Genomic DNA, 25,170 nt, shown 5'->3' with positions numbered 1-25,170 from the left:
TAAACGCATCGTGGCGCGGAGCGCCGGGGGATGCGTGACACCGCGGAGCGGTGTCACGAGTAGGGTTTAGGGTTTAGGGTTTAGGGTTTAGGGTTTAGGGTTTAGGTGCCGGTAGCCCCGATCGTGGCGCGGAGCGCCGGGGGGATGCGTGACACCGCGGAGCGGTGTCACGAGTGGTGTCACGAGTAGCGGGTAGCCGTGTAGGGCGACTGGAGCGGTGTCGCGTGTAGGGCGTTCGGAACGGTGTCGCGTGTAGGGCGTCTGGAGCAGTTGTCAACTGTAGGGGTTTTCTCGCGAGACTGCTTCCTGCACTTCTCGTGACATCGCTCTGCGGTGTCACGCATGCCGAAGGCGCTCCGCGCCACGGCTCAAACGCGTCAGCTCATTTCACCACTCCGCGAGGCCCCATGGCCCCCGCCATCACCCATGCAGCGAAAGGCTCTCCGCGAAAACGAAGGATGCCAACCCACGCCCGCCACCCACATCTCGTCCGAGAACGCTCCCATTCCATCCCTCGCCCCTTTACTAATCGCCCCATTAGGATGTTAGAGTTCTAACCTAACGAGACGCGATCAACGGATTGAGACAGATGCAGTACGCAAACCCGGCCAGCTCCAGCCACCCATTTTACAAGGCGATCATCGGCTTACTGATCGTAACGCTGGTCCTCGCACCGGTCTTTCGGGCCGGCAACACCCCGCTGGCCTCGCTGATGCTGCAATGGCTCGGGATCGTCATCCTGGTCGTGACCCTCTGGACACCCCGGGCGGTTCCCCTGTCCCGCGTCGAGTTCGGCATCCTCGTGCTCCTCGGCCTCGTCCCGATCCTCTATCTCATCCCGCTGCCCGGCGCGTTCGTCAACGGCCTGCCGGGTCGCGATCTCTACGTCGCGGGCGAGGCACTTCTCTCGCTCGACACGTCCTCCGCGTGGAAACCCCTGTCGATCCACCCGGACCTCACGGTCGCCGCCGGCCTGAGCCTGCTCATCCCCCTCGCCGTCTTCGTCGGCACGCGCTCGCTGGACAGCCGCGGCCTGTTGCTGCTGGTGAAGGTCCTGCTCGGTGTCGCCCTGGTCCAAGCCATCCTGGGTCTGATCCAATTCGGAACCGTCCAAAGCGGCGCGATGCTGATGGCCGTCCCCGGCGGACATCCGGACTCCGCCACCGGCACCTACGCCAATCGCAACCACCTCGCCGGACTGCTGGCGATGATGCTGCCACTCGCGCTGGCGATGCTCTACTACAACCTGGGCCACGAGGACTCGACCGGCGGACCGCGTTCAGGCACATGGCGCCGGCGCGCACGCTTCCTCGGCTCGACGCACGGCAACGCCGCCATCCTGTACGGTGCCGTCGCCCTGCTCATCCTCGTGGGGCTGGTCTTCACCCGCTCCCGGATGGGCATCGCCATGGGCATGCTGGGCCTGATCCTCACCACACTGCTGTTCGCGCGTCGCATCGGCGGAAGCAATACCTTCGGCATCACCGGTACCGTCGTCGCCGTCACGCTGGGATTCGGCGTCGCCATCGGACTAGCCCCGGTGCTCGATCGCTTCACGGTGACGGGGGTCGTCGAGGACGCGCGCGTGGACCTTTTCTCCGCAACGCTCTTACGTCTCGGCGAGCTCTTACCTGTCGGCAGCGGCCCGGGGACCTTCCCGAGCGCCTTCTTGCCTGTCCAGCCGATCCAGTTCGGCGGACTGCTCGCCAACCACGCCCACAACGACTACCTGGAGTGGATCTCGGACGCGGGTCTCATCGCTGCGGTCATCATCCTCGTCGCGCTTGCCTTTTACGCCCATCAATGGACACGCGTCTATGTGCGCGGCCACTGGTCGCGCTCCCGCTTCCTGCAAGCCGGAGCGGGCGTCGGCCTGTTGGTCCTGGCCCTCCACGAGCTGGTCGACTACAACCTCGCCATCCCGGCGAACCAGGCCGTGCTCGCCTTCCTGGCCGGCATCTTCTTTATGCCTCCCGAGCGGCTCGAAACCACGACCGAGCGCCGCTCCCGCCGCCGCACTCCGGACCTCGAGCCGCCGACACCCATGCGCGCACAGGGCGTTGCACCGCAGCCCGATCAGATCCCGAACCCCTTTCAGGATGCCCGTTAATTCTCCATGGAGGATACACGTTGATTCACGGTCAATCGGATATCTTCCGCGAGCACGGGGTACCGCGCTCCGACCGCACGCTGGTCTTTCTGTCCAAGGTTTTCGATGCCCTTGTGATCCTGTCCGTGCTCGCGGTTGCAATCGCAGTTTACGACGTCCACGAATGGAACATCAGATACACCAATGCCGTGCTTGCCGCCGTGATCCTTTTCGTTATGATCGGCGAGATCGCGGGCATCTATCGGCCATGGCGAGGCGAGACAGCGACTCGGCAGTTTTTTCAGATCCTCTTCGTGTGGATGCAGACCCTGCTCGTTCTGCTGCTGCTGGCTTACATGTTCAAGGACACCAGCAGCTTCTCACGCGTGGCGACCGGCGCATGGGTCCTCGCAACGCCCGTACTCTTAAGCGGTTGGCGCATCCTCGCACGGCGCATCTTTCAGTACGCGATCAGCCAAAAGCACCTTCAACGCAACGCCTTGGTTTGGGGCAACGACGAATCCGGTGAACAACTCGCCCGGACCATCGAGCAATCACCCTGGCTAGGGCTAGGATGTTCAATCCCCCGGTCTTTCCCATCAAAACCTTCATGCCGTTTTCATGTCGAGCTTCGGCGCCTTGAACGCCTGTCGTCGCCGGGCCAGCATGGAGTCGCCGAGATGCGCTTTGACCCAGTGCTCGACATCCAGGGTACGCACCGAGGTCATCGCCTCGTGAATGAGCGGGCCCGTCAGATCGGTGAGGAAGGCGGGAATCGCCAACACCAGCCGGCCGATCTCCTTGAGGGGGCCGCGTGCGGTGAAGGTTTTGTATTTCCCGAACACCGATTCGATGATGTCGGAGGACGCCAGCCAGGTTGCGCCGGGCGGGATCTTGGCGGCTTGTACCTCGACCTGTTCCAAGACCCGGTCGGTAAAGCGGGCGGCTCGCGGAGCGAGCGCGGTGCGCGGAGCGAGTGTGGATTGAAGCGATGCGCAGACGCCGGCGTGCAGTCCCTCGGACTTGAGAACGCTCTGGATGGCCTTGGACTGTTCCATCATCTGCGCATAGATCGCCAGATCTTCGCGATAGGCACTCGCCCAAGCGAAGCCCTCCAGGAAGCGGGCGCGGCCGGTGTCGGCGAGATCCCAAAAGGCGTCGTCCAGATCCGTGAGCTGCAGGTCGGACGCCGCCTGAATGGCCTCGCAGAAGGCTGCCTTGTCGGGATGCCGATGGCCCAGCAGCACGTGCAGGGGACGCACGCGGGCGACGCCCAAACGGTCGCGCAGGTGGTCCCGGGCGGCGACCGTCAGAACGCAGGTGGGCCGAACGGCACTGAAATCTCCCCGCTCCTGGTAGGCGAGCAGGTTTTGCGCCCACTCGACATGGGTGTCGACGTGCATGAAGCGCGCCTTGGTGCGCTGACGCGGCGGCAACAGAAAGGCCAGGTCGGTTTGCTGAAAGGACGCCAGGGTCCGCTTGCAGTGCGCCAGAAAGGTCTGCCAGCGCGCGTCGGGCTGCAATTCGGCCTTGAGCAGGGTGGCGATGCGGTGCGAAATATCATAGGTTTCCACACAGTCTGTCGTCTGTTCCCGGCGAAACAGCGTGATCCCCTTGTGCAGGTCGCTGCCGTGATCGGCGACGATCTGCACCGGCACACCGGTGCGCTCGGCGACCTCGCGCAGCACCGTGGCGACCCACTCCCCGGTGCTGTGCGTCGTCACCTTCACGGCGAGCACCTGCATGGCCCGGTGCGACGGGCTGTAGCCGGTCTCGAGCAGCCGGGCGGCGGGGATGCCCAGAATCACGAGACACTTCGATGTGCCCAGTTCAAGCGTATGATCGGCGATGTAAATCCAGTCCTCGCGCCGCTGCGGAGGCTGCAGGAGGATCGCCAATCCGCAGCGATAAACCCAGTTGAGGACCGTCGTATGCGCCGGCAGGCTCACCGGCATCCAGGGCGCGAGCAGACTCAGTACGCGGGGCACCCCGCGGCTGCCGAGTCCGGCACCCAGAAACATCTGCAGCGTCAGTTGAATGACCAGGAGCGAATGCCGGTGACCGGGCGGGGGCAAGCGCAGCTGCTGCCGAGCCGCAGCGTCAGGCTCCTGCGCCGCGCCGACCGGTGTCGCCTCCGACGCCGCAGGCGGGCCACCGCCTTGCGCCGCCAGCGCCCGGTTTTCCAATAGGCACGGCTCGCTTCCAGATCCCGGATCTTGACCCGAGCCGCGCGCAGGCGCTGTTGCTTGTCCAGGGCTTTGGCCCGCCACGCATCGCGCGATGCCCGGAACAGTCGGGCCAATCGGGCCACGGGGGTTTTGAAGGTGTCCATCGGTCGGCGTCGGCTCGGATTCGGCTGGGGGATCCCGGTGCCGCGAAGTGTGCCTGGAGGCGACAGGGCTGTCGATGGCGGCCGGCGGCAGGACAGCCGGCGCATCACCGCCCGCACCCCGCGACACGAGACCGGCATGAGCTATTTCGTGCCTTATCGGGTCAGATTGAACTCCCTAGGCTAGGGCTCAACCTGGTCGGTCACCCCGACCTTAACCCGCCTGCCGACCCCAGTACGGACGATCGCATCTCGCAAGCCACCGAGCGATGCATCCAGCAGATCGAGGCACGCGTGCGACGCGGCGAGATCGACATCATCTATGTCGCCTTGCCGCACTCGGGTCGATCCGCGGTCAACGAGCTGCTCGAGCGCCTTGCCGATACCACCGCCTCCGTCTATCTCATCCCCGACGTCTACACGACCAGTCTCATGCACGGTCGCTGGTCCAACCTCGCAGGGATTCCCATCGTCAGCGTCTACGAAACACCCTTCTGGGGTGTCGACGGCTGGATGAAACGCTTCATGGATCTGGTGCTGTCCGGCATCCTTCTGGCCGTACTCGCCATCCCGATGGCCCTTGTCGCCGCCGCGATCAAGCTCAGTTCCCCCGGCCCGGTGATCTTCAAGCAACGCCGCTACGGCGTCGATGGTCGAGAGATCCTGGTCTGGAAGTTCCGCACCATGACGGTCTGCGACGACGGCGACCGCTTCGTCCAGGCCACACGACAGGACCCGCGCGTCACCCCGATCGGCGCTCTGCTGCGGTGCACATCGATCGACGAGCTGCCGCAGTTGATCAATGTGCTCAAGGGCGAAATGTCCCTGATCGGCCCCAGACCGCACCCGATTGCCATGAACGAGCACTACCGCGGCAAGGTCCAGGGCTACATGCTCCGCCACAAGGTCCGCCCCGGCATTACCGGCTGGGCTCAGGTCAACGGATGGCGCGGCGAGACCGATACCCTCGAGAAGATCACCAAACGCGTCGAGCATGACCTCTGGTACATCCAACACTGGTCGCTTCGGCTCGACCTCCAGATCCTCTTGATGACCGCTATCGGCGGATTCGTGGGACGCAATGCCTATTGATCTCGCGCCCGCATGACAAGCTGGCTTGTCGGACATCACCGGCCACTCTCAAGCAAGCCACCAACGCGCGTAACCAGGCGCGCTCTTGACTCCGCTCCGGCGGCGGTGTCACGCATCCCCCGGCGCTCCGCTCCGCGGGCCGTTTTGCCCTCAACAATGGACGAGGCAACATCGGGGCGCGGCCCGATGCCGAACACGCCAATGCCGCAGCCCACCTTCGAGCATCCGCACCGAGCCGCCGCGAGGAACGCGGGACAAGCCCTAGCCTTCCAGAACTCGTGACATTCGCTCCGCGATGTCACGCACGCCCCGTAGCGCTCTGCGCGACGTGCCACGATGGCCGGACTGACGAACACCCCTGGGCGTCGTTCATTAGACCGACCACTCAAACCTTCAAAAACTCGTGACACCCGCTCCGCGGTGTCACGCATGCCACTGGCGCTCCGCGCCAAGTACCGCGACACTAGGCCAACCGCCAAGCCAAGCCGCGGCGACCTCAGTCGATCGCCTGACCTCTACACAGCGCTAACCCCTCGCCCGATCCGCACACAACCCAGACCAGAAACCCTCCTCGCCAGCCTCATCACCTAGCTGAAGCGACAGACCCTGAATCGCGTGGACAACGACCGCCGCGAGAACTTCGCGCCCCCCGCCATCGCGCGCGATGTCCTGCGCCACGTCCTGCCCCAAGCCTTGTGCGAAGCGATCGACCTGGAGCGACTGAAGCTCACAACGGATACCTTCGTCACCGAGGCGCTGCGCAAGGTCTACTCCGATCTGATCTACCGGATTCCCTATCGCGACACCCGGCTCTCGGTTTATCTGCTCTGCGAGCACAAGAGCCAGTCCGACCATTAGTTGCTCGAGCTGGTTGCCAAGGTCAGCCGCGACCCCACCGCGCTCGACATCTTGGAATCCCTCCTGCGCTACTATGTCCAAGGTACCGGGCGACTCGATGAGACACAGGTCCGTCGCCTCCTCGAACAAACCCTCTCGGGAGAGCCCCTGATGGAAACCTTCATCGACAAATACATTGCCCAAGGCGAGCAGCGAGGGGAGCAGCGTGGCGAAGCCAACCTTGGGTGATTTCCGGGAAAGCATAGACCAACATGTAGGGGCGACTTTAGTCGCCCGGTAAGCATTGGAAACACGCACGGCCGGGATGATCATTCCCGGAAATCGCCTTGAAATGTCTTGATCACCCTGCCATAACCGCCGGATGTCGCATCAAGCAGGATTTGACCATGCAAGCCATCGAATTCGATGCCCATTTGAAGGACGGCGTCATCCGCTTGCCGACGTCTTATCGGCATTGGCGGGAAGGCTGTCCCGTCAAGGTGATCATCCTGGCGGACGACGATGAAGCCAGACAACCGGAACCTCGCGACACAAGCCGACGGCTCGCTGAAATCATGGCCGTGAGTCGACGCTGCGCCACCTCCCCGGAGCTCGATCCACGTGACGCGGACCAGATCATCGGCTACGACCTGAACGGCCTGCCAACCTAAAGGACGCGCGCATGGTCGTCGATACCTCGTCGCTCGTTTGCATCCTGCTCGATGAGCCGGAAGCTGAACACCACGCTCGCTGTCTGGTGGAGACGGATTCAGCACCTGTCATGTCGGCGCCAACGCGGCTCGAAACCATGCTCGTCATGACCGCGCGTCGTGGCGAGGCGGGTCGCAGCGGCCTCGAGGAGCTGCTTGCGCTGGCTGCGATCGATATCCTGCCCGTGGATGCCGAATTGGCGCGCACGGCGTATCAGTCTTGGCTGCGATACGGCAAGGGTCGTCATCCAGCCGGGTTGAATTTTGGCGATTGTTTTTCCCATGCTCTCGCCAAGCACAGGCAAGAGGCGCTCTTGTTCAAGGGCGAAGACTTCTCCAAGACCGATGTCGCCAGCGCGCTCTGAAGTTGAGCAGCATCTTCAACGTCTCGTGACACCTTCCCCAAGGTCTCGTGACACCCGCTCCGCGGTGTCACGCATGCCTCTGGCGCTCCGCGCCAAGTACCGCGACGGCGGACCAACCCTCCCAGCCAAGCCGCAGTCCCGACCGCAGGGGCGACCGTAGGGGCGACCGTAGGGGCGACTTCAGTCGCCCGTCCCCCCACACAGCGGCCCCCCCAAAAAACCAACACCCACCACACCCCAGCCCCCATACCTGCTAAGAACCCTCCGCGATAAGCCCCCCGATCGACAGTCTACGTCACCCTTTTGGAATCCCTCCTGCGCTACTATGTCCAAGGCACCGGGCGACTCGACGAGACACAGGTCCGTCGCCTCCTCGAACAAACCCTCTCCGGAGAGCCCCTGATGGAAACCTTCATCGACAGGTACATTGCCCAAGGCGAGCAGCGAGGGGAGCAGCGAGGGGAGCAGCGAGGCGAAGCCAAAATTCTCCTGCGCCTGATCGAGCGCAAGTTCGGTCCACCGAGCGAGACGGTCCGACACCGAATTACCGCAGCCGATTCCGAGACGCTTCTGGAATGGTCGGATCGGATTCTGGAAGCACAGAGTCTGGACGAGGTGTTGCATTGATCCGGTCGCATCAGGACGCGGCGTACTCCCGTACGCCCGATTTGGGATGTTGCTTTTCAAGACCTTTCTCTCCACTCCCGACTTAGGCGATTTCCGGGAATGATCATCCCGGCCGTGCGTGTTTCCAATGCTTACCGGGCGACTAAAGTCGCCCCTACATGTTGGTCGATGCTTTCCCGGAAATCACCTTAACCGTCACCCTGCCCTCGCAAACCCCATGAAACCGATCATCCACCCATGACCGACCTCCCCGCCCTCTATCGCACCGACTACGCCGCTTGGGCCAAGCGTCACGTCGAGCTCTTGCGCGACCGTCGCTTCAATGACATGGACATCGAGCATCTGCTGGAAGAACTGGGCGATATGAGCAAGAGCGAGCGACGCGAGCTGGAAAGCCGACTCCTGATCCTGATCGCGCATTTACTCAAATGGGAGTACCAATACCCACTCCTCTCCGAGCAGTGGCGCGAATTCGATGGCCGAAGCTGGCGTGCCACCATCGTCGAGCAACGCAAACAGCTTGCCGTGTTGCTGCGCCAATCGCCGGGGCTCAAGTCCGTCCTCGCCCAGACCATCCTGTCCGCCCACCCGGATGCCGTCGACCTCGCCAGCAAAGAGACGCGCTTGCCGCCCGAGACCTTTCCGGCACACTGCCCCTACACGGCCGAGCAGATGCTGAACGACGACTTCTATCCGGTCTCCACGGAAACGCGCCACAATCATCGCTGACTTCCGCCGGTTGCGCGCGGCATCCAACGCCTTCTTCGCCTGCCAGCCGAACCAGCCTGCCGAGGCATTGGAGCCCCGCATGCGAAATCGTCACAAACGCGCCCGACTCATGGCGTCCTTCCCCGGAGTTTCGGCCTAGCGCTCGTGACACCGCTCCCGAGGTGTCACTTATGCCCCGGCGCTGCGCGCGCCGTGCCACTTTAGCCGGACCCCCAAAACCGATACCCAACACACCCCCCAACCCCCGAACCTGCTAAAATCCCCCCGCGACAAACCATCCCGCCCGATCGACCCGAGCCACCACATGGACCGTCTGACGACCACCTCACGTCACTCGGCAACGGCCTCCCGTTCATCGGCGCCGCATCACCCGGCCCCCCCGGCAGCGACCCCCGAAACGCCTGCCCCGGCAACCCCGGCCTCACCCCTGAATGCACCGATCCCCAACGCGTCCGGCCCGGCCCCCGACACCCAACCCGACCTCGCCGAGACCAAGATCCTCGTGCTCTCCCCCTACGACTGGCCCGAGCGCGCCGGCAGCGCCCCGGTCCCTTCACCGCGCTCTACAGCGGCAACGTCGGCCGCAAGCAGGGCCTCGATCAGTTGCTCGACCTCGCCGAGTGCCAGGCCCCAGGCAAGCGTGTAACGCGCGTCCTGAGTCACGACCCGCATGACCACCACGCCTACGCCACATGACTGTTTCTTCCGCGAGAACTTCGCGCGCCCCGCCATCGCGCGCGATGTCCTGCGCCACGTCCTGCCCCAAGCCTTGTGCGAAGCGATCGACCTAGAGCGACTGACGATCTCAACGGATACCTTCGTCACCGAGGCGCTGCGCAACGGCGAGCGGGTCCGCGAGCTGCTCGAATTGATCACCAAGGTCAGCCGCGACCCACCGCGCTCGACATCTTGGAATCCCTCCTGCGCTACTATGTCCAAGGCACCGGGCGACTCGACGAGACACAGGTCCGTCGCCTCCTCGAACAAACCCTCTCGGGAGAGCCCCTGATGGAAACCTTCATCGACAAATACATTGCCCAAGGCGAGCAGCGTGGCGAGCAGCGTGGCGAGCAGCGTGGCGAAGCCAAAATTCTCCTGCGCCTGATCGAGCGCAAGTTCGGTCCACCGAGCGAGACGGTCCGACACCGAATCACCGCAGCCGATTCCGAGACGCTTCTGGAATGGTCGGATCGGATTCTGGAAGCACAGAGTCTGGATGAGGTGTTGCATTGACGGGATCACACCAGGATGCGACTGACTTCCGAACGCACGATTCGGGATGTTGCTTTTCAAGACCCGCCGAGCTTTCCGAGCTTCCGCGCACGAACCAAAGTCATGAGCGAGAAGATAAACCTGTTCCCATCTCTGTTCTCATAGCAAGAGTCAAGACCTGACCCTGATCCCCCATGAAGCCCTCGACAGCACTCGAAACGAACCGTGAAACCATCCGGCGGATCGTCCAGGCGCACCGTGCGAGCAATCCGCGCGTGTTCGGGTCCGTGCTGCATGGCCAGGATACCGATGAGAGCGATCTCGATCTGCTCGTCGACCCGTCCAGCGACGCCTCGCTACTCGATATTGCCCGTATCCAAGTCGAACTGGAACGTCATCTGGGTGTCCCCGTCGACGTACTCACCCCACGCGCCTTACCGGCGCAATTTCGCGATCAGGTTCTTCGCGAGGCACGCTCCGTATGAACTCCAAAGCCGCAAGGCTACCGATCTAGACGTCGTCTGGAATGTCGTGCAGCGCGACCTACCCATGTTGGAAACACAGATTCGGGCGCTCGATGCAGTGCGTGATGAGTTGGCCGGAGATCCACCGCCGTGAATCTCACCCGCCCCAAAACCGATACCCAACACACCCCCACCCCCGAACCTGCTAAAATCCCCCCGCGACAAACCATCCCGCCCGATCGACCCGAGCCACCACATGGACCGTCTGACGACCACCTCACGTCACTCGGCAACGGCCTCCCGTTCATCGGCGCCGCATCACCCGGCCCCCCGGCAGCGACCCCCGAAACGCCTGCCCCGGAAACACCGGCCCGCCCCCCGAATGCACCGATCCCCAACGCGTCCGGCCCGGCCCCCGACACCCGACCCGACCTCGCCGGGACCCAGATCCTCGTGCTCTCCCCCTACGACTGGCCCGAGCGCGCCGGCAGCGCCCCGGTCCCTTCACCGCGCTCTACAGCGGCAACGTCGGCCGCAAGCAGGGCCTGGATCAGTTGCTCGACCTCGCCGAGTGCCAGGCCCCAGGCAAGCGTGTACCGCACGTCCTGAGTCACGACCCGCATGACCACCACGCCTACGCCACATGACTGTTTCTTCCGCGAGAACTTCGCGCGCCCCGCCATCGCGCGCGATGTCCTGCGCCACGTCCTGCCCCAAGCCTTGTGCGAAGCGATCGACCTGGAGCGACTGACGATCTCAACGGATACCTTCGTCACCGAGGCGCTGCGCAACGGCGAGCGGGTCCGCGAGCTGCTCGAATTGATCACCAAGGTCAGCCGCGACCCCACCGCGCTCGACATCTTGGAATCCCTCCTGCGCTACTATGTCCAAGGTACCGGGCGACTCGATGAGACACAGGTCCGTCGCCTCCTCGAACAAACCCTCTCGGGAGAGCCCCTGATGGAAACCTTCATCGACCACGGTGTTTCGCGACCCGATGGCTCTCACTATCTACGACAAGGATCACAGCAGCGAGGAAGATCGCTGGGTCACGCTCGGCCGGGCGGAGAGCGGACAACTCCTCGTTGTCGTCCACACGTGGACTTGGATCGAGCCCGCCGAGGCCAAGGTGCGGGTCATCTCGGCCCGCCGGGCCGACTCGGGCGAGATTCGCGACTACCAAGACATCCCGCGCTAGCGGCGCAACTGAAAAGTGAAACCATGAAAACCCATTACGACTTCTCCAAAGGCGAGCGCGGTAAGTTCCACCGGCCCGATGCTGTATTTCGTATACCGGTGTACTTGGACGAGAAGGTGCAAAGCTACCTCGTCGCCAAGGCCGAAGCGAAGGGCGTTGAGTTGTCCGATTTGGTCAATGACCTGCTGCGAAAGGAGATCGAGATTATCGAAGCGGTCGGATGAATCGAGGAAATGCCGTGGCATGTGCGCCCGTCATCGTCGAGAGCCGTGGCTTGAAGAGCCAGGCGGTTTGCGCGGTCATCCGCAAGCTCCTGCATGCCAACCGCCAAGCCAAGCCGCAGTCCCGACCGCAGGGCCAACCGCAGGGGCGACTTCAGTCGCCCGTCCCCCACACAGCGCCCCCCGACCCCGATCCACACCCCACCCCACCCCCCAAACCTGCTAAAATCCCCCCGCGACAAACCACCCCCGATCGAACCGAGCCCCTACATGGACCGTATGACGAGCATCTCGAGCCACTCGGCAACGGCCCCCGGTCCATCGGCGCCGCAGGACCCGGCTCCCCCGGCAGCGACCCCCGAAACGCCTGCCCCGGCAACCCCGGCCCCACCCCCGAATGTACCGATCGCCAACGCGTCCGGCCCGACCCCCGACACCCAGCCCGACCTCGCCGGGACTAAGATCCTCGTGCTCTCCCTCTACTACTGGCCCGAGCGCGCCGGCAGCGCCCCGCCGGTCCAGCAGATGGCGGAAGCACTCGCACGCCTCGGCGCCGAGGTGACGGTCTTGACCGCCCGTCCCGCCTATCCCGAGATGAGCGTCTATCCCGAGTACCGCAACGGCGCACGCGACCGCGAGACCCAAACACACTCTCGTGACACCCAAACAAACTCTCGTGACATCCGCTCCGCGGTGTCACGCATGCCCCTGGCGCCCCGCGCCAAGGACCGCGACGGTGCGCCAACCGCCAAGCCTACCCGCCGCGACCTTAGTCGGTTGCCCGACCTCTACACAGCGGTAGCGCCCGCCCAGTTACGCACACAACCCAGACCAGAAACCCTCCTCACCAGCCTCATCACCTCTCTGGAGCGACCGACCCTGAATCGCGTGGACCGCATCGTCACCCTGTCGCAGGGCATGGTCGAGGCGATCCGCGCCATCGGCGTGAAGACCCCGCTCGACATCATCCCGCCCACGGTCGACGACACCCTGATCCGTCCCCTGCCCGAGCGCCCCGGTCCCTTCACCGCGCTCTACAGCGGCAACGTCCGCCGCAAGCAGGGCCTCGATCAGTTGCTCGACTCGCCGAGTGCCAGGCCCCAGGCAAGCGTGTACCGCGCGTCCTGAGTCACGACCCGCATGACCACCACGCCTACGCCACATGACTGTTTCTTCCGCGAGAACTTCGCGCGCCCCGCCATCGCGCGCGATTTCCTGCGCCACGTCCTGCCCCAAGCCTTGTGCGAAGCGATCGACCTAGAGCGACTGACGATCTCAACGGATACCTTCGTCACCGAGGCGCTGCGCAAGGTCTACTCCGATCTGATCTACCGGATTCCCTATCGCGACAGCCAGCTCTCGGTCTATCTGCTCTTCGAGCACAAGAGCCAACCCGAGCACTGGGTGCTGCTGCAACTGCTGCGCTACATCGTCGCCAGCGGCGAGCTATACCGCGACCAGCATCCCAAGGCCAAGACCCTGCCGCCCATCTACCCGCTGGTGCTCTACCACGGACAGGCGCACTGGCGCGCACCCGCGTGCTTCCACGATCTGATCGACCCGCTGCCCGAGGTCATCAAACCATTCGTGCCCCAGTTCGGCTATGCCCTACACGACATCTCCGCCAGAAGCAGCACCGAAATCAAAGGCGAGGTCCTTTCCCGACTGGTCCAGCTCGCCCTGCGCCATATCTACAGCGACCGGCCCGTCGAGCGGGTCCGCGAAATGCTCGAGCTGATTGCCAAGGTCAGCCGCGACTCCACCGCGTTGGATATTCTCGAATCGCTGCTGCGATACTATGTTCAAGGTACCGGGCGACTCGACGAGATCCAGATCCGTCGCCTCCTCGAACAAACCCTCTCAGGAGAGCCCCTGATGGAAACCTTCATCGACAGGTACATTGCCCAAGGCGAACAGCGTGGTGAGCAGCGCGGCGAACAGCGCGGTCAAGCTAAGACGCTCCTGCGCCTCATCGAGCGCAAATTCGGCCCGCCCAGCGACCCCATCCGCACCCGGATCACGCAAGCCGATTCCGACACCCTGCTCATGTGGTTCGACCGTGCGATCGATGCGCGCAGTATCGATGAGGTATTGCGGTGAGCTCGATGGCCGACAACCCCGCCGAATCTCGAAGGATCATCGCCGCCCAATCGAGGGAAGATCGCGGCCCACAAGGCCCCGACTCAGACATCCAAGTCACCGCCTTGTTGGTTCTTGAGTCCGTGGTGCGCTACTACGTCCAAGCCACAGGAAAAATCGATGAGCAACAGGTGCGCACCCTGCTTGAACAGACCTTTCCCGGAGAGCCCCTGATGGAAACCTTCATCGACAAGTACATTGCACAAGGCAAACAGCTTGGCGAACAGCGTGGCGAAGCCAAAATTCTCCTGCGCCTGATCGAGCGCAAGTTCGGTCCGCCCAGTGAGACGGTCCGACACCGCATCACCGAAGCCGATTCCGAGACGCTTCTGGAATGGTCGGATCGGATTCTGGAGGCACGGAGTCTGGACGAGGTGTTGCATTGACGGGATCACACCGGGACGCGGCTTACTTCCGAACGCACGATTCGGCCTCGATCATCCCTTCGCCCACAGCAGCCACCGAATGCGTCGTCAGGCCATCCTGGCCTGACGGAATCAGGGCTGGAAGCCCTGAGGACGCAAGGATCGCCAGCAGCTGGACCAACCGATGATCAAGGCCCACGATTCGGGATGTTGCTTTTCAAGACCCCGGTTTTTCACCGCTTTCTCCCCCAAGCGAGTAGGAGGTCGACATGACATTCAGCGTCATACTCGATCGCGATGAAGATGGTATCTGGATCGCTGAATGTCCAGCGATTCCAGGCTGCGTTTCTCAAGGCCATCGTAAGGATGAAGCGCTGGATAATATTCGCGACGCGATCCAACAGTGCTTGCTGGTCCGGGCCGAACAGGGCTTACCCTTGACGATTGAGACACACCAGATCGAGGTTGCGGCCTAATGCCACCGGCGATGCCGGTCTCGAGCGGGCGCGATGTCGTGCGAGTTTTCGCGTCCTTTGGCTGGACCGTTGCCCGGCAGAACGGCAGTCACGTCATCCTGGTCAAGGAGGTGAGATAGCAACGTTGTCAGTTCCGGATCATCGGAAGGTCGCGAAGGGGACATTGCATCCCTGATTCGCGCGGCAGGTCAGACGGTCAATGATTTCGTGGCCGCGGTTTCGCGCTCGTGACACCCGCTCTGCGGTGTCACGCATGCCCGGTGGCGCTCTGCGCCACGTACCAGTTGGCCCAAAATAGGAGCGAAGCCGGACTTCAGTCGCCCGCCCACACACAGCGCCAACCCGCCCCCGAAACCGATATCCAACACAACCCAGCCCCCAAACCTGCTAAAATCCCCTCGCCACAAACCACCCCCCGATCGAACCGAGCCACCACATGGACTGTAATACATTGCCCAAGGCGAGCAGCGTGGCGAAGCCAAAATTCTCCTGCGCCTGATCGAACGCAAGTTCGGTCCACCGAGCGAGACGGTCCGACACCGAATCACCTCAGCCGATTCCGAGACGCTTCTGGAATGGTCGGATCGGATTCTGGAAGCACGGAGTCTGGACGAGGTGTTGCATTGATGGGATCACACCAGGACGCGGCTTACTTCCGAACGCACGATTCGGGATGTTGCTTTTCAAGACCTGACCCCGGTTTTTCTCTCATGAACCCGATAATCTACTCATGACCGACCTCCACGCCCTCTATCGCACCGACTACGCCGCTTGGGCCAAGCGTCACGTCGAGCTCTTGCGCGACCGTCGCTTCAATGACATGGACATCGAGCATCTGCTGGAAGAGTTGAGCGATATGAGCAAGAGCGAGCGCCGTGAACTGGAAAGCCGACTCCTGATCCTGATCGCCCATTTGCTGAAATGGGAATACCAATATCAAGCACTCTCCGAGCGATGGCGCGAATTCAAGGGCGACAGCTGGCGCGCCACCATCGTCGAGCAACGCAAACAACTCGCGGTCTTGTTGCGTCAATCGCCCGGGCTAAAATCCGTTCTCGCCGAGGCCATCCTGACCGCCTACCCGGATGCCGTCGACCTCGCGAGCAAAGAGACTCAGCTGCCGCCCGAGACCTTTCCGGCACTCTGCCCTTACCCCGCCGAGCAGGTGCTGAAAGACGGCGTCTACCCGGGCTCGGCCGAGGCGACACAGAGCGGGGCATCACCTCATGATGGACGCTGAACACATCGACTCCGCCCCCGCCCCGAAGAGCGTCACCATCGCGTCGCTCTTCTATTGGCCCGAAAAGACCGGCATCGCGCCGCCAGTGCAGCAGCTCGCCGAGATGCTGGCCGAGCAGGGCGCGCAGGTCACGGTTCTGGCGCCCCGCCCGTCCTATCCGGAGATGGCCGTCTTCCCGGACTACCGCGACGGATCACGCGACCGCGAGACCCACAACGGCGTGTCCATCGTGCGATTTTCCATCGCCCCGCAGAAACCAGGCGGCGGCCTGGTCTCCCGTGCCGTCACGGAGTTGGCCCTCGCCTGGTGGATCTGGTGGCACCTGATCACACGCCCGCGCCCCGACCTTGCCGTCGGCGTCTGCCCGTCCATCCTGGCGGTCGGGGCCATGCTGCTCTCCGTGTCACGCAAGACACAGCGGGTTGCCGTCATGTACGACATCCAATCCGGGCTGGCAAAATCGCTTAAGATGGCCCGACATTCCTTCGTCGGTGCGGTGATAGAATGGCTGGAGCGCACAACACTCAACCAGGTGGATCGGGTCATCACGCTCTCCCAAGCCATGTCGGACGCCATTCGGGGCATCGGCGTCAAGGTCCCGATCAGCATCATCCCGCCCACGGTCGATGACGTGCTGATCCAACCCCGGCCGGAAGCGCCCGGGCCTATCACGCTGCTCTACAGCGGGAACATCGGCCGGAAACAGGGCCTCGAGCAATTGATCGACTTGGCAGAACACCTCCAACAACGGCAGCTCGACGCGCTCTTGATCATTCGGGGTGACGGGAATTTTCGGGAGGAGTTGCAGCAGCGTGCAGAGGAGCGCGGGGTGAGTAGCCTACGTTTCGAGCCCTTGCTGCCGGTGGAGCGGCTGTCCGAGGGGATGGCACAAGGGCATATCCATCTGGTTCCTCAGAATCCCGCGGGGGCCGCTTTTGCGGTGCCGAGTAAGATTTACTCGATTATGGCGGCGGGGCGGGCGTTTATTTGCACGGCTGATCCGGGGTCGCCTTTGGACCGGTTGCGGGAAGAGTCGGATGCTTTTATTACCTGTGCGCCGAATCAGCCCGGCATGCTCGCCGATGCGGTGGAATGCTTGATGAAGAATCCTAATGAGCGTGCACGGCTTGGTTGCAATGGGCGCGATTATGTTGAGCGGTATGCTGGGCGGGCCACCTGCGCGGACGCGTACCGCGCCGCTTTTTTGGAACGATCCTGACGGCACACCTAGTCTGATCCGCTCATACCATGGATTCTGTTACCCCCGAAAGGCCTGCTCATTCAAGCGAGTAGGTTCGAAACAGGTCGCCCGGAATCTCATTGAGCGGATTGAAGCACTTCACCCTTCTTCTCGTAAGCCCACAAAGATTCACTGATAGGCAGGCCGCATCAATGGACCGAAAAACGATTTCCGGATTCCCTTATGAACACGCTGACTTAAAACCACATCACGGCATCTTACTTCCCCTTATACACCGACAACTAAATGCACTAGAACATGCCAATCTCCGCCTCAAAACCGATCGACGCATCTTCGAACTTGGATGCGGCAACGGCGCAGTCGCTCAGGCGCTGAGCGAAAAAGGTTGGAATGTCACTGGAGTCGATCCGTCCTCTGAAGGAATTGCGCTGGCAAACCGCAGGTATCCTTCGCTCAATCTGCATGAAGGTTCCGCATACGAAGACCTCAGCGGCACCTACGGTCAATACCCCGTCGTGTTAAGCCTCGAAGTTGTCGAACACACATACTTCCCAAGACTCTGGGCAGCAGCCGTCTACGCTCTCCTCCAGCCCGGCGGTACAGCGATAATTTCAACGCCCTATCATGGTTACTGGAAAAACCTCGCGTTAGCGACAACCGGCCAGCTGGATGACCACTTCACCGCTCTTTGGGACCACGGCCATATTAAGTTCTGGAGCATCAAGACACTTACAATACTCCTGCGTGAGGCCGGATTCACCGACATCGTCTTCCACCGTGTCGGACGACTACCTCCGATCGCTAAACATATGATCGCAGTCGCCATAAAGCCCGTAGACCCTCGACAGGGAGCATAGAACGTTTCATGTCTGTTTCTGTAGTCATCTTAACGTTCAACGCCGAGGAGACAATAGGCGCGACACTTACGAGCGCTTTCCTGGTCTCCGACGATGTTCACGTCGTCGACTCATATTCGACAGATGGAACCTTGGAGATCTGTCAAGCGTTCGGCGCACATATCGTCTCTCACCCTTTTGAAAATTATGGCGCTCAGCGAAATTGGGCAATCGCGACCTTACCTCTGAAATACCCGTGGCAATTACACCTAGATGCTGATGAGCGCTTATCACCGGAGTTAGTGGAAGCGATTCGTGGCTTAAAGGTTGACCCCAGCGAAAGTGATATGGTGGGCTATTTTGTTCCGCGCCTCGTTCATTTCATGGGACGCCCCATTAAACACGGAGGGATGTATCCGATCTGGCATCTCCGCATCTTTAAGACGGGCTATGGCCGTTGCGAGGCTCGACGATACGATCAACATTTCTTGGCACAAGGTCCGACAGATCGTCTTCATGCGCCGATGATTGATGACATGCGAATGTCATTGAGCGAATGGACTGCAAGACACAACCGTTGGTCAGACGCAGAAGCCGAAGAGTTGACTCTAGGAAGCGCGGATGCCGATCGGAATGGACTACTAGTTAAGCCAAATTTCTTAGGTAACCCCAGCGAACGAAAAAGAGCACTGCGATCCGTTTTCAACGCAGCCCCCCTTTTCCTCCGGCCCTTCATGCTATTCATTTACCGCTATGTTTTTCGTCTAGGTTTTCTGGATGGGAAGCCAGGACTCATTTTCTTCATCCTGCAAACCTTTTGGTTTCGCTTCCTTGTGGATGCAAAGCTTTATGAAAAGTCGAACGCAGCAGACCACCGGTGACATGCGCGGTAACAACTAACATTCCATGAACTAAAGCGGCAATCCGGTAAAAACCGAAAGAACCGAGGAACAGCGCAAACCATTCATGAAAGTCCTACACGTCATTACGGCCCTATCACCTCGCGCCGGCGGCCCTACAACCGTACTAAGGGCGTTGGCTAAGCATCAGGTTGAGTCAGGGTTAGAGGTGACAATTTGTACAACAAACGCCGACTATCCGTCAGGCACCTTACGCCCGCCTGGTACCGAGAAACGTTGCGACGATCGACTTGAGACTCACTACTTTTCCGTCCAATTTCAACCGCTAGGATTGTCGGTGGGTCTCGCGCGCTACCTCAATGATAATATCAAACATTTCGATATCGTACATATTCATGGCCTTTATCGCCTCCCGTCCACGTTTGCGGGATTTCTCGCGCGGAAACAGAGTGTACCTTATATAATCTGCCCTCATGGTTCACTTGACCCCTACCTTTATCACAAAAGTTCGGTCAATCTACCCTTAAAGCGGCTTTACGAGCATTTGCTGGACATCCCTAATCTACAGGGTGCGGGTGCAATTCATTACACAGCCGAAGCCGAGCGCCAACTTGCCTCTTTTCTTGATCTCCGCGCACCCAGCTTTGTGGTACCGAATGGCATTGACTGGGAACCCTTCGAGATCCTACCTGTGCGAGGCGGATTCCGGAGTACGCATGGACTGGGGGATGCACCATTGGTCCTTTTTCTCGGTCGGCTTCATCACGTGAAAGGTCTGGATATTCTCATTCCAGCCTTCGAACAGGTCCACCGAGAGGTTCCGGGGGCTCGCTTGGCGATCGTGGGGCCTTCGAACGACGGCTATGGTGATCTCGTGCGAGGCTGGGTCCGCGACCGTGCTCTGGCAGATGCGGTTACTTTCGTTGAGTTCCTCACCGGGCCCGCCGTTGTTCAAGCTTATGTGGACGCAGATGTATTCGTCCTCCCATCATATACCGAGAACTTTGGCGTAACCGTAGTCGAGGCGATGGCATGTGCTACGCCCGTGGTCGTCTCCGACCACGTTAAGGTTCATTTTGACGTATCCCGTGCCAATGCAGGGATAGTCACTACCCAGGATCGTTATGCTGTCGCGGAAGGGATCATCACATTCTTGCGCGATGGAATACTCCGCGACGCCTTTGGCAATAACGGGAGGATCTTCGCACGAGAACACTTTGCATGGCGTCACATCATTGAGCGATTAAACGTTGTATATAAAACAGTTGTCAGCGACAGAAACAATCCACAAGTACAGGCGCCTTTCGATAAACAGACGTCTGGATCCTAGACATCACCCGCGACACACCCAAACATGTGGGCTTCAACGATTTTTTTCCATTTCAGGAACAGCCCGACTCTATTATCGCTAAACGGCCGTCAGTTGCCTCGCTTTGTAACAAATGAGTGATTCTCACATTCTCACGACGTGCCCCACGGTTCATCAACGCTCACGACTAAATGACGCGCTGATTTTTTCCCTCAGTTTGTTCTCATTCATCCGTATTGATCTGATCGGACAACTATTCGTCGTAGAAGCCATTGCCGGCTTGCTGTTGATTTTAATTATCTCAAGACGTAGATTCCGGTTGTTTCTTCCGCGGGCCCATCGCGTCCTGATAATTTTGGGTTTGGTGTGGCTGCTCGGTTTGATCCTGAGCGATGTCTATCGCGCCACCCCTTGGGACGACCGCTTCCGCGGGTGGTTTTCGACTACAGTTCTGTTAATACTATTTATTACCTTGTATCAGTTGATTCAGGGTGACACCCGGAGAGTTTATCTACTTCTGTTTGGCACCGCCGCAGGCAAACTCATCGGTGGTTTTCTAATGCCTACCGACCTCGCTCAGGCAGACGCCTGGAAATTCGCCTTCGGTGGCGGCATCGCATTAGTATTAGTTTCTTGGGTTGGAATGACCACGTGGAAAGCAGGCCATATTTCTCCTTTCGGACTTCTTAGCTTGTTTGCCTTCGGCTCTTTTTCCGCGACTCTTGGCTCGCGTAGTCTGGGAGCGTTCACTATTTTGACAGGGCTTGTTTTCTGGTTCCGCACCACCGCATTCGGACAGCGCCTGGCAGGCAAAAGCATCGGACCGTTGCGGCTCACCCTTATAGGAATATTTGGTCTAAGTGGGCTGTTCTTGATTTCTGAAGTTTATGGTCTTGCCGCTTCAGAGGGATGGCTTGGTGTTTCCGCTCTTGGGAAATTCGAGGAACAGTCACTCGGAGACTTCGGAATCATTCTGGGAGGACGAAGCGACCTACTGGGCGCATTCTATGCCATCTCTGATTCACCGATCATCGGATATGGATCATGGGCCAAAGGTCACGAGTATCGAGATCGGCTGATGATGCTTACAGAGCTTGGATATGCTCAGGACATTAGCTACCTTCAGTATGTTATTGACTCTGACGACCTCATTCCTGCTCACTCCCACATATTTCAGGCTTGGGTATGGGGCGGGATCCTAGGTCTACCGTTTTGGCTTTACGCCTTACTGTTGATCGGAAAAAGTGGCATTCAATCGTTTCAGCACACACATGCGCTCGCTGTTCCGGTCGTGTTTCTTGCCATTACAGGCGTATGGCACATATTTTTTTCGCCATTTGGCTCTAATATGCGCTTCCACTGGGCCATGACGCTAATTGTCGTCCTACACTCGATTACCCTGATAACGGAATACAGGCGTAACGCGACCGTCAAACATCTATAAGATAACAAATAATTTCCGGCTGTTTCGCCCAGGAATCGCAACCCCCCTTACGTAAGAACAAACTTAGTACTGCTAGAACTTTTTCCCGACCGCATGTTTCTGTGGAGCCTGCAGCATTTGAGTACAATCATGGAAAACGCATACACCGCCGCTGCCCGTTCCATCTGTTTCGTTAATGACAGTTGAAGAGTTCGTGAAACCCATCCAGCGCCCGATAGAGAACCAGAATGGGTGAAGCGTAATCTTTTTGGATCGTGATATCTCCGGCATGGAATGAATAGCCGGAATGTATGACCTGAGCCCTTATTAAGGAGGGTAGAAAGTGCGAATTTGTTTTGTTACGACCTCATATTTTTCACGTCACGCCGCAATAAAGCGCTCTCTCGGTATGGCCCCAGTATTAGCCTCGCGCAAGCATTCAGTGACGATTGTTGCTCTGGATCATCCAGAGAATCGAGCTCATGCAGAGCGGCTACCCACAGTCAATTGGATATTCTTCCCGCTCGGCGGGATGATGCGCGAACGCCGGTGGAAGCGCGAGTTTCTCAGTACACACACCTTTGATCTTGTTATATACAACGCATTGGGCTGGCGAAACGTTGTCCGCAGCCGGCATTCCGTCGGATTCGTCGAACATTGTGAGTTAGAGTCGGCTAACAAGAGTCTGTCTTTCGTGCGCAGGCTCGCCATGTACTGCTTTGAATGGTGGTGTCTTTTGCGCTTTCAGGGACAGATCGGTGCAAGTCGATACTTGGTGGATCTTCTTCGGAGACGGAGTTTCCAATTGGGTCTGACCCGCTCCATCGTGTGGGCGCCTTACGCTATAGACTCGGAGGTAGTGCCGAAATCTTTTGATGAAAGCCCGATCAGCCCGCAGTCAGGTCCTCGCCTTATTCTTCATGTTGGCACACTCACCGAAAACTATGGCGCTTCATTCATGTTGGACGGGCTAGCTACGTTGAAGGAGCGACGACAGGACTGGCGCGCTATATTCCTTGGTGATGGTCCAGCTCTTGATCACTGTCGAAAGAAGGTGATCGCATTGGGACTGTCAGACAATGTTCAGCACCCAGGATACGTCGCTGAAAAAGAGCTGCGTAAGTTACTTGGCCAGTCGGATGTTTTTCTCTCTCATCTGAATGATACGGAGCAGGACTGGGCGCGCTGCCCAAGCAAACTGTATTACTACATGGCTCATGGCCGTCCCGTAGTGACTACCGAGGTAGGCGAGAACCGTCTGGCACTCGGAGATAGCGGCTTTTATTATCGCCCGGAATCTCCTGTCGACTTCGCGTGCTCTGTATCACGTGCGCTGGATGCCGGCCCGGCCTGGCGGCCTTCCTATTCGCCCGAGAGCGTGACATGGGAATATCGTACTGACGAGCTTATGAGGGCAATCCGCCCCGTAATGGAGAGCATCAAGTGATCAGGCCGCTTCATATCGCTATTGCTTGGACTGGCATGCCCTATTATGCAGCGAATGTCATCGGCGGCCTCATTAGAGCGCATCCCGATTGGCGATTCACGATCGTCTCGAATCACAGCATGATTCCTTACGCAGGGATCGAGGACGTAGTCGGGACTGAGATTCACCGCATCGACACGAAGCGCCCCCTGTATTGGCGAGAGCTTGGCGTCGAACCCCCGGATGCCATGATCCTGACCTCTTGGTCGAATTTCGCATTCATGACGCTCGCACGTGAGGCTCGACGCCGACGAGGAACATTTGTGATCTCGATGGTCGACAACTATTGGCGCGGTACCCCGAAACAATTGGCTGGGATACTCTACTTCAGGTTGCGGCTGCGGGGGTTATTCGATCGCGTTTGGGTTCCAGGCGCCCGAGGCGCGCACTTTCTGCGCGTTCTCGGCATGCCGCCCAGTCGTGTAATGTCTAGTCTCTACACGGCAGATCCCAATGTATTCTACCCGCCTAGCACGTACGAGAAACGGCGTGAGATTGTCTTCGTTGGGCAATTGATTCCACGCAAGGGTGTGTGGGAGATCACGAAGGCGCTCACGATGCGAGACAGTGACGACCGGATTGCGGTACGCCTCGTTGGCCACGGGCCACTCGCTGACGGTTTGCGCCAAGCTGGTGCCGAGGTGGTTGGATTCCAGCAACCGCACGAATTAGCAAAGACCTATCGCCGGGCCGGAGCACTGCTAATGCCGAGTCGGCTGGATCACTGGGGCGTGGTTGCCCATGAGGCGGCCTGTTGCGGATGTCTAATCCTTGCGACACGCCAGTGCGCCTGCATTGATGACCTGGTCGAGCACGGTCAAAACGGATACGTCATGAACCGCTGCTCCGCCAAAGAGATCCTGAAGGCGATCGATTGGTATCAGAACCTGTCCGGCGTAGCACTCGCGTCGGGGCGACATCTGTCGATTCGTAAGGCATCTGCCTTCACGCCCTCGCGATGGCGTGAGGTGTTCGAAGAAGCTTTGCGAGAAGAAAAGCTACTATGACGCGCCACCTCGCATCAACCGCACCTTATATTGCGCCGTGGATCGGTTCGATAAAGCGGCTTGGTTTTTCTAATGTGGATGTTATGGGATTTTGGCAAAAAGCGGTCCTAATGTCCCCGTCGGAATGGCGGAATGGCGGAATGGCGAGATGTTTCATTACCTGATCTCCGGGAGGCATTATCCACTTCGCTATCTGGTTTTGAGAAAGTATACGATCTCAACCTCACTCTGGCTCATTTCGGAACCACACATCTCGGCAAAACCGCAATTTTCTTATCCAACGTGCTAAAGACACTTTGAATTTCGGTCGTCGGCACTTGCGACGTTTGTAGTGTACTCGTACGAGGTCGACGCGGCGGTAAGTGGACAGGAAAGCCGACGAACTTGGAGATCACACTTTGGTATGACCAAAGGTGGTCATAGTGTAGCCCCAGCACCGGTACGTTACGAACCGATAGCCACCCATCAATTTGGTCTTCAAATCGTAGTACATCGCGCTGCCTTAGGTCTTCGATCGTCCCCGAGGCGCGCAGGTGTTCGAGATGGCTAGCTACCCACTCGGTTCCATATCGCTCGCGGCATAACCAAACCGACGAAGCCGCTTCGCTGGCCGAGCCAAAAACAAAAATGACCTTTACCTGAGCATGTTCAGGCAACTCCCGCGCGAGTGCGTGGGTCTTGTATGTTACACCGTTATGGAACTGATGACCCTCCAAATCCCATGCGACAGAAGAAACGATTCGAACGCCCATGGGCCCCAACCAGCCAAATCGGAAAGCAGCCATCCCCTCTCGAACGGCGTCATAGACCACTGTCGAACCGGAGCGGCCCATGCTTGCAACTAGGATCGGTGATACATGCGATGGTACGGCAGCCTGAAGGGATCGCTTTATGGCACTCCTACCTACTCGCCATACCAGTGCAAACGGGCGGGCGGTTGGCCGGCGATACGGAT

33 protein-coding genes and 2 pseudogenes are annotated in these 25,170 nt (G+C 59.8%); 29 read left to right on the top strand and 6 right to left on the bottom strand.

The features are described 5' to 3' along the window. Positions 1-589: 589 nt before the first annotated feature. Entirely contained in the window at positions 590-2,110 is a 1,521-nt protein-coding gene (locus KFB96_RS24840) for an O-antigen ligase (protein ID WP_213501598.1), read from the top strand. Between the two features lie 215 nt (positions 2,111-2,325). Further along, a pseudogene (locus KFB96_RS27750) lies at positions 2,326-2,649 on the top strand (hypothetical protein); the annotation flags it as partial. A gap of 48 nt (positions 2,650-2,697) precedes the next feature. On the opposite strand, the gene KFB96_RS27245 reads toward KFB96_RS27750, so the two are convergent. Together KFB96_RS27245 and KFB96_RS27240 are read right to left on the bottom strand one after the other, a co-directional pair. Then, a complete protein-coding gene (locus tag KFB96_RS27245; protein WP_300971807.1) occupies positions 2,698-4,164 on the bottom strand; it encodes a hypothetical protein in 1,467 nt (488 codons plus the stop codon). After that, positions 4,119-4,421: a hypothetical protein gene (locus KFB96_RS27240; protein WP_300971806.1), complete on the bottom strand. Its 303-nt coding sequence runs from the start codon at positions 4,419-4,421 to the stop codon at positions 4,119-4,121. Before KFB96_RS27240 ends, KFB96_RS27245 begins: the two co-directional genes overlap by 46 nt. Between KFB96_RS27240 and KFB96_RS24830 the strand changes: the two genes are divergently transcribed. The 7 genes from KFB96_RS24830 to KFB96_RS24800 all read left to right on the top strand — a co-directional run bounded on the left by KFB96_RS24830 (position 4,332) and on the right by KFB96_RS24800 (position 8,778). Next, complete coding sequence (locus tag KFB96_RS24830) at positions 4,332-5,510, top strand: undecaprenyl-phosphate glucose phosphotransferase (RefSeq protein WP_300971040.1); 1,179 nt, start codon at positions 4,332-4,334, stop codon at positions 5,508-5,510. The two genes, KFB96_RS27240 and KFB96_RS24830, sit on opposite strands and share 90 nt — an antisense overlap. Before the next feature lie 615 nt (positions 5,511-6,125). Next, the gene (locus tag KFB96_RS24825) at positions 6,126-6,368 is read left to right on the top strand and encodes an Rpn family recombination-promoting nuclease/putative transposase (protein ID WP_213455873.1); all 243 of its coding nucleotides are present in this window, start codon (positions 6,126-6,128) and stop codon (positions 6,366-6,368) included. Beyond that, positions 6,369-6,596: a hypothetical protein gene (locus KFB96_RS24820; protein WP_213455875.1), complete on the top strand. Its 228-nt coding sequence runs from the start codon at positions 6,369-6,371 to the stop codon at positions 6,594-6,596. A 158-nt stretch (positions 6,597-6,754) separates the two neighbouring features. Then, on the top strand, positions 6,755-7,018 hold the full coding sequence (locus KFB96_RS24815) for a hypothetical protein (RefSeq protein ID WP_213455876.1): 264 nt from the start codon (positions 6,755-6,757) through the stop codon (positions 7,016-7,018). Between the two features lie 11 nt (positions 7,019-7,029). Next, positions 7,030-7,422 carry a type II toxin-antitoxin system VapC family toxin gene (locus KFB96_RS24810; protein ID WP_213455879.1) on the top strand — a complete coding sequence of 131 codons (393 nt, stop codon included), beginning with the start codon at positions 7,030-7,032 and terminating at the stop codon, positions 7,420-7,422. A 303-nt stretch (positions 7,423-7,725) separates the two neighbouring features. Further along, entirely contained in the window at positions 7,726-8,049 is a 324-nt protein-coding gene (locus tag KFB96_RS24805; protein ID WP_300971038.1) for a DUF4351 domain-containing protein, read from the top strand. A gap of 237 nt (positions 8,050-8,286) precedes the next feature. Next, positions 8,287-8,778: a DUF29 domain-containing protein gene (locus KFB96_RS24800; RefSeq protein ID WP_213455883.1), complete on the top strand. Its 492-nt coding sequence runs from the start codon at positions 8,287-8,289 to the stop codon at positions 8,776-8,778. 513 nt (positions 8,779-9,291) lie between these two features. Here the strand turns inward: KFB96_RS24800 and KFB96_RS24795 are convergent. After that, the gene (locus tag KFB96_RS24795; protein WP_213501592.1) at positions 9,292-9,450 is read right to left on the bottom strand and encodes a hypothetical protein; all 159 of its coding nucleotides are present in this window, start codon (positions 9,448-9,450) and stop codon (positions 9,292-9,294) included. Here KFB96_RS24795 and KFB96_RS24790 point away from each other — a divergent pair. The 3 genes from KFB96_RS24790 to KFB96_RS24780 all read left to right on the top strand — a co-directional run bounded on the left by KFB96_RS24790 (position 9,449) and on the right by KFB96_RS24780 (position 10,475). After that, on the top strand, positions 9,449-9,787 hold the full coding sequence (locus tag KFB96_RS24790; protein WP_213501590.1) for an Rpn family recombination-promoting nuclease/putative transposase: 339 nt from the start codon (positions 9,449-9,451) through the stop codon (positions 9,785-9,787). The genes KFB96_RS24795 and KFB96_RS24790 overlap by 2 nt on opposite strands. After that, complete coding sequence (locus KFB96_RS24785) at positions 9,787-10,011, top strand: DUF4351 domain-containing protein (RefSeq protein WP_213455889.1); 225 nt, start codon at positions 9,787-9,789, stop codon at positions 10,009-10,011. The genes KFB96_RS24790 and KFB96_RS24785 overlap by 1 nt, the downstream gene beginning before the upstream one ends. 173 nt (positions 10,012-10,184) lie before the next feature. Beyond that, a complete protein-coding gene (locus KFB96_RS24780; protein WP_213455891.1) occupies positions 10,185-10,475 on the top strand; it encodes a nucleotidyltransferase family protein in 291 nt (96 codons plus the stop codon). 443 nt (positions 10,476-10,918) lie between these two features. Here the strand turns inward: KFB96_RS24780 and KFB96_RS24775 are convergent, their stop codons facing one another. Then, entirely contained in the window at positions 10,919-11,077 is a 159-nt protein-coding gene (locus KFB96_RS24775; protein WP_213455893.1) for a hypothetical protein, read from the bottom strand. Here KFB96_RS24775 and KFB96_RS27745 point away from each other — a divergent pair. Then, a pseudogene (locus tag KFB96_RS27745) lies at positions 11,076-11,186 on the top strand (Rpn family recombination-promoting nuclease/putative transposase); the annotation flags it as partial. The gene KFB96_RS24775 and the pseudogene KFB96_RS27745 overlap by 2 nt on opposite strands. A gap of 24 nt (positions 11,187-11,210) precedes the next feature. Here KFB96_RS27745 and KFB96_RS24765 read toward each other — a convergent pair. Next, complete coding sequence (locus tag KFB96_RS24765) at positions 11,211-11,435, bottom strand: hypothetical protein (RefSeq protein ID WP_213501589.1); 225 nt, start codon at positions 11,433-11,435, stop codon at positions 11,211-11,213. Positions 11,436-11,451: 16 nt separating this feature from the next. On the opposite strand from KFB96_RS24765, the gene KFB96_RS24760 reads away from it, so the two are divergent. The 16 genes from KFB96_RS24760 to KFB96_RS24685 all read left to right on the top strand — a co-directional run bounded on the left by KFB96_RS24760 (position 11,452) and on the right by KFB96_RS24685 (position 24,215). Next, positions 11,452-11,652: a BrnT family toxin gene (locus KFB96_RS24760; protein WP_213501587.1), complete on the top strand. Its 201-nt coding sequence runs from the start codon at positions 11,452-11,454 to the stop codon at positions 11,650-11,652. A 23-nt stretch (positions 11,653-11,675) separates the two neighbouring features. Next, a complete protein-coding gene (locus tag KFB96_RS24755; RefSeq protein ID WP_213501973.1) occupies positions 11,676-11,876 on the top strand; it encodes a hypothetical protein in 201 nt (66 codons plus the stop codon). 267 nt (positions 11,877-12,143) lie between these two features. Continuing rightward, positions 12,144-13,001: a glycosyltransferase gene (locus KFB96_RS24750; RefSeq protein WP_213455897.1), complete on the top strand. Its 858-nt coding sequence runs from the start codon at positions 12,144-12,146 to the stop codon at positions 12,999-13,001. A gap of 12 nt (positions 13,002-13,013) precedes the next feature. Next, positions 13,014-13,973, top strand: coding sequence for an Rpn family recombination-promoting nuclease/putative transposase (locus tag KFB96_RS24745; RefSeq protein ID WP_213455899.1), 960 nt, complete (start codon positions 13,014-13,016; stop codon positions 13,971-13,973). 5 nt (positions 13,974-13,978) lie between these two features. Next, positions 13,979-14,398 carry a hypothetical protein gene (locus KFB96_RS27235; protein WP_300971022.1) on the top strand — a complete coding sequence of 140 codons (420 nt, stop codon included), beginning with the start codon at positions 13,979-13,981 and terminating at the stop codon, positions 14,396-14,398. A 248-nt stretch (positions 14,399-14,646) separates the two neighbouring features. Beyond that, positions 14,647-14,853, top strand: coding sequence for a type II toxin-antitoxin system HicB family antitoxin (locus KFB96_RS24735; protein WP_213455900.1), 207 nt, complete (start codon positions 14,647-14,649; stop codon positions 14,851-14,853). Then, positions 14,853-14,972 carry a type II toxin-antitoxin system HicA family toxin gene (locus KFB96_RS27230; RefSeq protein ID WP_367114997.1) on the top strand — a complete coding sequence of 40 codons (120 nt, stop codon included), beginning with the start codon at positions 14,853-14,855 and terminating at the stop codon, positions 14,970-14,972. Before KFB96_RS24735 ends, KFB96_RS27230 begins: the two co-directional genes overlap by 1 nt. 331 nt (positions 14,973-15,303) lie before the next feature. After that, positions 15,304-15,480 (top strand): DUF4351 domain-containing protein, encoded by a 177-nt coding sequence (locus KFB96_RS24725; protein WP_213456980.1) that lies wholly within the window; start codon positions 15,304-15,306, stop codon positions 15,478-15,480. A gap of 103 nt (positions 15,481-15,583) precedes the next feature. Further along, a complete protein-coding gene (locus KFB96_RS24720; protein ID WP_213455902.1) occupies positions 15,584-16,093 on the top strand; it encodes a DUF29 domain-containing protein in 510 nt (169 codons plus the stop codon). Beyond that, positions 16,080-17,312: a glycosyltransferase family 4 protein gene (locus KFB96_RS24715; protein WP_213501585.1), complete on the top strand. Its 1,233-nt coding sequence runs from the start codon at positions 16,080-16,082 to the stop codon at positions 17,310-17,312. The genes KFB96_RS24720 and KFB96_RS24715 overlap by 14 nt, the downstream gene beginning before the upstream one ends. Before the next feature lie 101 nt (positions 17,313-17,413). Then, the gene (locus tag KFB96_RS24710; protein WP_300971017.1) at positions 17,414-18,151 is read left to right on the top strand and encodes a class I SAM-dependent methyltransferase; all 738 of its coding nucleotides are present in this window, start codon (positions 17,414-17,416) and stop codon (positions 18,149-18,151) included. Between the two features lie 8 nt (positions 18,152-18,159). Continuing rightward, a complete protein-coding gene (locus tag KFB96_RS24705) occupies positions 18,160-19,011 on the top strand; it encodes a glycosyltransferase family 2 protein (RefSeq protein ID WP_213455906.1) in 852 nt (283 codons plus the stop codon). 85 nt (positions 19,012-19,096) lie between these two features. Beyond that, positions 19,097-20,320, top strand: coding sequence for a glycosyltransferase (locus KFB96_RS24700; protein ID WP_300971015.1), 1,224 nt, complete (start codon positions 19,097-19,099; stop codon positions 20,318-20,320). Positions 20,321-20,432: 112 nt separating this feature from the next. After that, positions 20,433-21,743 (top strand): hypothetical protein, encoded by a 1,311-nt coding sequence (locus KFB96_RS24695; protein WP_213455910.1) that lies wholly within the window; start codon positions 20,433-20,435, stop codon positions 21,741-21,743. A 322-nt stretch (positions 21,744-22,065) separates the two neighbouring features. After that, positions 22,066-23,169, top strand: a complete 1,104-nt coding sequence (locus KFB96_RS24690) for a glycosyltransferase (protein WP_213455912.1) — start codon at positions 22,066-22,068, stop codon at positions 23,167-23,169. Then, positions 23,166-24,215 carry a glycosyltransferase gene (locus KFB96_RS24685; RefSeq protein ID WP_213455914.1) on the top strand — a complete coding sequence of 350 codons (1,050 nt, stop codon included), beginning with the start codon at positions 23,166-23,168 and terminating at the stop codon, positions 24,213-24,215. The genes KFB96_RS24690 and KFB96_RS24685 overlap by 4 nt, the downstream gene beginning before the upstream one ends. Before the next feature lie 233 nt (positions 24,216-24,448). On the opposite strand, the gene KFB96_RS24680 is transcribed toward KFB96_RS24685, so the two are convergent. Then, the gene (locus tag KFB96_RS24680; RefSeq protein WP_213455916.1) at positions 24,449-24,967 is read right to left on the bottom strand and encodes a hypothetical protein; all 519 of its coding nucleotides are present in this window, start codon (positions 24,965-24,967) and stop codon (positions 24,449-24,451) included. Between the last annotated feature and the right edge of the window lie 203 nt (positions 24,968-25,170).

The sequence above is a fragment of the Thiocapsa sp. genome (assembly GCF_018399035.1).
Classification (GTDB): Bacteria; Pseudomonadota; Gammaproteobacteria; order Chromatiales; family Chromatiaceae; genus Thiocapsa.
The sequence above is the reverse complement of the archived record's forward strand: the minus strand, read 5'-3'. Positions and strand labels throughout refer to the sequence as shown.

Coding starts and splice junctions, on each gene's coding strand:
- KFB96_RS24840 (WP_213501598.1), top strand. CDS start 590: ATGCAGTACGCAAACCCGGCCAGCTCCAGCCACCCATTTTACAAGGCG.
- KFB96_RS27240 (WP_300971806.1), bottom strand. CDS start 4,421: ATGGACACCTTCAAAACCCCCGTGGCCCGATTGGCCCGACTGTTCCGG.
- KFB96_RS24815 (WP_213455876.1), top strand. CDS start 6,755: ATGCAAGCCATCGAATTCGATGCCCATTTGAAGGACGGCGTCATCCGC.
- KFB96_RS24810 (WP_213455879.1), top strand. CDS start 7,030: ATGGTCGTCGATACCTCGTCGCTCGTTTGCATCCTGCTCGATGAGCCG.
- KFB96_RS24800 (WP_213455883.1), top strand. CDS start 8,287: ATGACCGACCTCCCCGCCCTCTATCGCACCGACTACGCCGCTTGGGCC.
- KFB96_RS24790 (WP_213501590.1), top strand. CDS start 9,449: ATGACCACCACGCCTACGCCACATGACTGTTTCTTCCGCGAGAACTTC.
- KFB96_RS24795 (WP_213501592.1), bottom strand. CDS start 9,450: ATGCGGGTCGTGACTCAGGACGCGCGTTACACGCTTGCCTGGGGCCTG.
- KFB96_RS24785 (WP_213455889.1), top strand. CDS start 9,787: ATGGAAACCTTCATCGACAAATACATTGCCCAAGGCGAGCAGCGTGGC.
- KFB96_RS24780 (WP_213455891.1), top strand. CDS start 10,185: ATGAAGCCCTCGACAGCACTCGAAACGAACCGTGAAACCATCCGGCGG.
- KFB96_RS24775 (WP_213455893.1), bottom strand. CDS start 11,077: ATGCGGGTCGTGACTCAGGACGTGCGGTACACGCTTGCCTGGGGCCTG.
- KFB96_RS24760 (WP_213501587.1), top strand. CDS start 11,452: ATGGCTCTCACTATCTACGACAAGGATCACAGCAGCGAGGAAGATCGC.
- KFB96_RS24755 (WP_213501973.1), top strand. CDS start 11,676: ATGAAAACCCATTACGACTTCTCCAAAGGCGAGCGCGGTAAGTTCCAC.
- KFB96_RS24750 (WP_213455897.1), top strand. CDS start 12,144: ATGGACCGTATGACGAGCATCTCGAGCCACTCGGCAACGGCCCCCGGT.
- KFB96_RS24745 (WP_213455899.1), top strand. CDS start 13,014: ATGACCACCACGCCTACGCCACATGACTGTTTCTTCCGCGAGAACTTC.
- KFB96_RS27235 (WP_300971022.1), top strand. CDS start 13,979: ATGGCCGACAACCCCGCCGAATCTCGAAGGATCATCGCCGCCCAATCG.
- KFB96_RS24735 (WP_213455900.1), top strand. CDS start 14,647: ATGACATTCAGCGTCATACTCGATCGCGATGAAGATGGTATCTGGATC.
- KFB96_RS27230 (WP_367114997.1), top strand. CDS start 14,853: ATGCCACCGGCGATGCCGGTCTCGAGCGGGCGCGATGTCGTGCGAGTT.
- KFB96_RS24720 (WP_213455902.1), top strand. CDS start 15,584: ATGACCGACCTCCACGCCCTCTATCGCACCGACTACGCCGCTTGGGCC.
- KFB96_RS24715 (WP_213501585.1), top strand. CDS start 16,080: ATGATGGACGCTGAACACATCGACTCCGCCCCCGCCCCGAAGAGCGTC.
- KFB96_RS24705 (WP_213455906.1), top strand. CDS start 18,160: ATGTCTGTTTCTGTAGTCATCTTAACGTTCAACGCCGAGGAGACAATA.
- KFB96_RS24700 (WP_300971015.1), top strand. CDS start 19,097: ATGAAAGTCCTACACGTCATTACGGCCCTATCACCTCGCGCCGGCGGC.
- KFB96_RS24695 (WP_213455910.1), top strand. CDS start 20,433: ATGAGTGATTCTCACATTCTCACGACGTGCCCCACGGTTCATCAACGC.
- KFB96_RS24680 (WP_213455916.1), bottom strand. CDS start 24,967: ATGGGCGTTCGAATCGTTTCTTCTGTCGCATGGGATTTGGAGGGTCAT.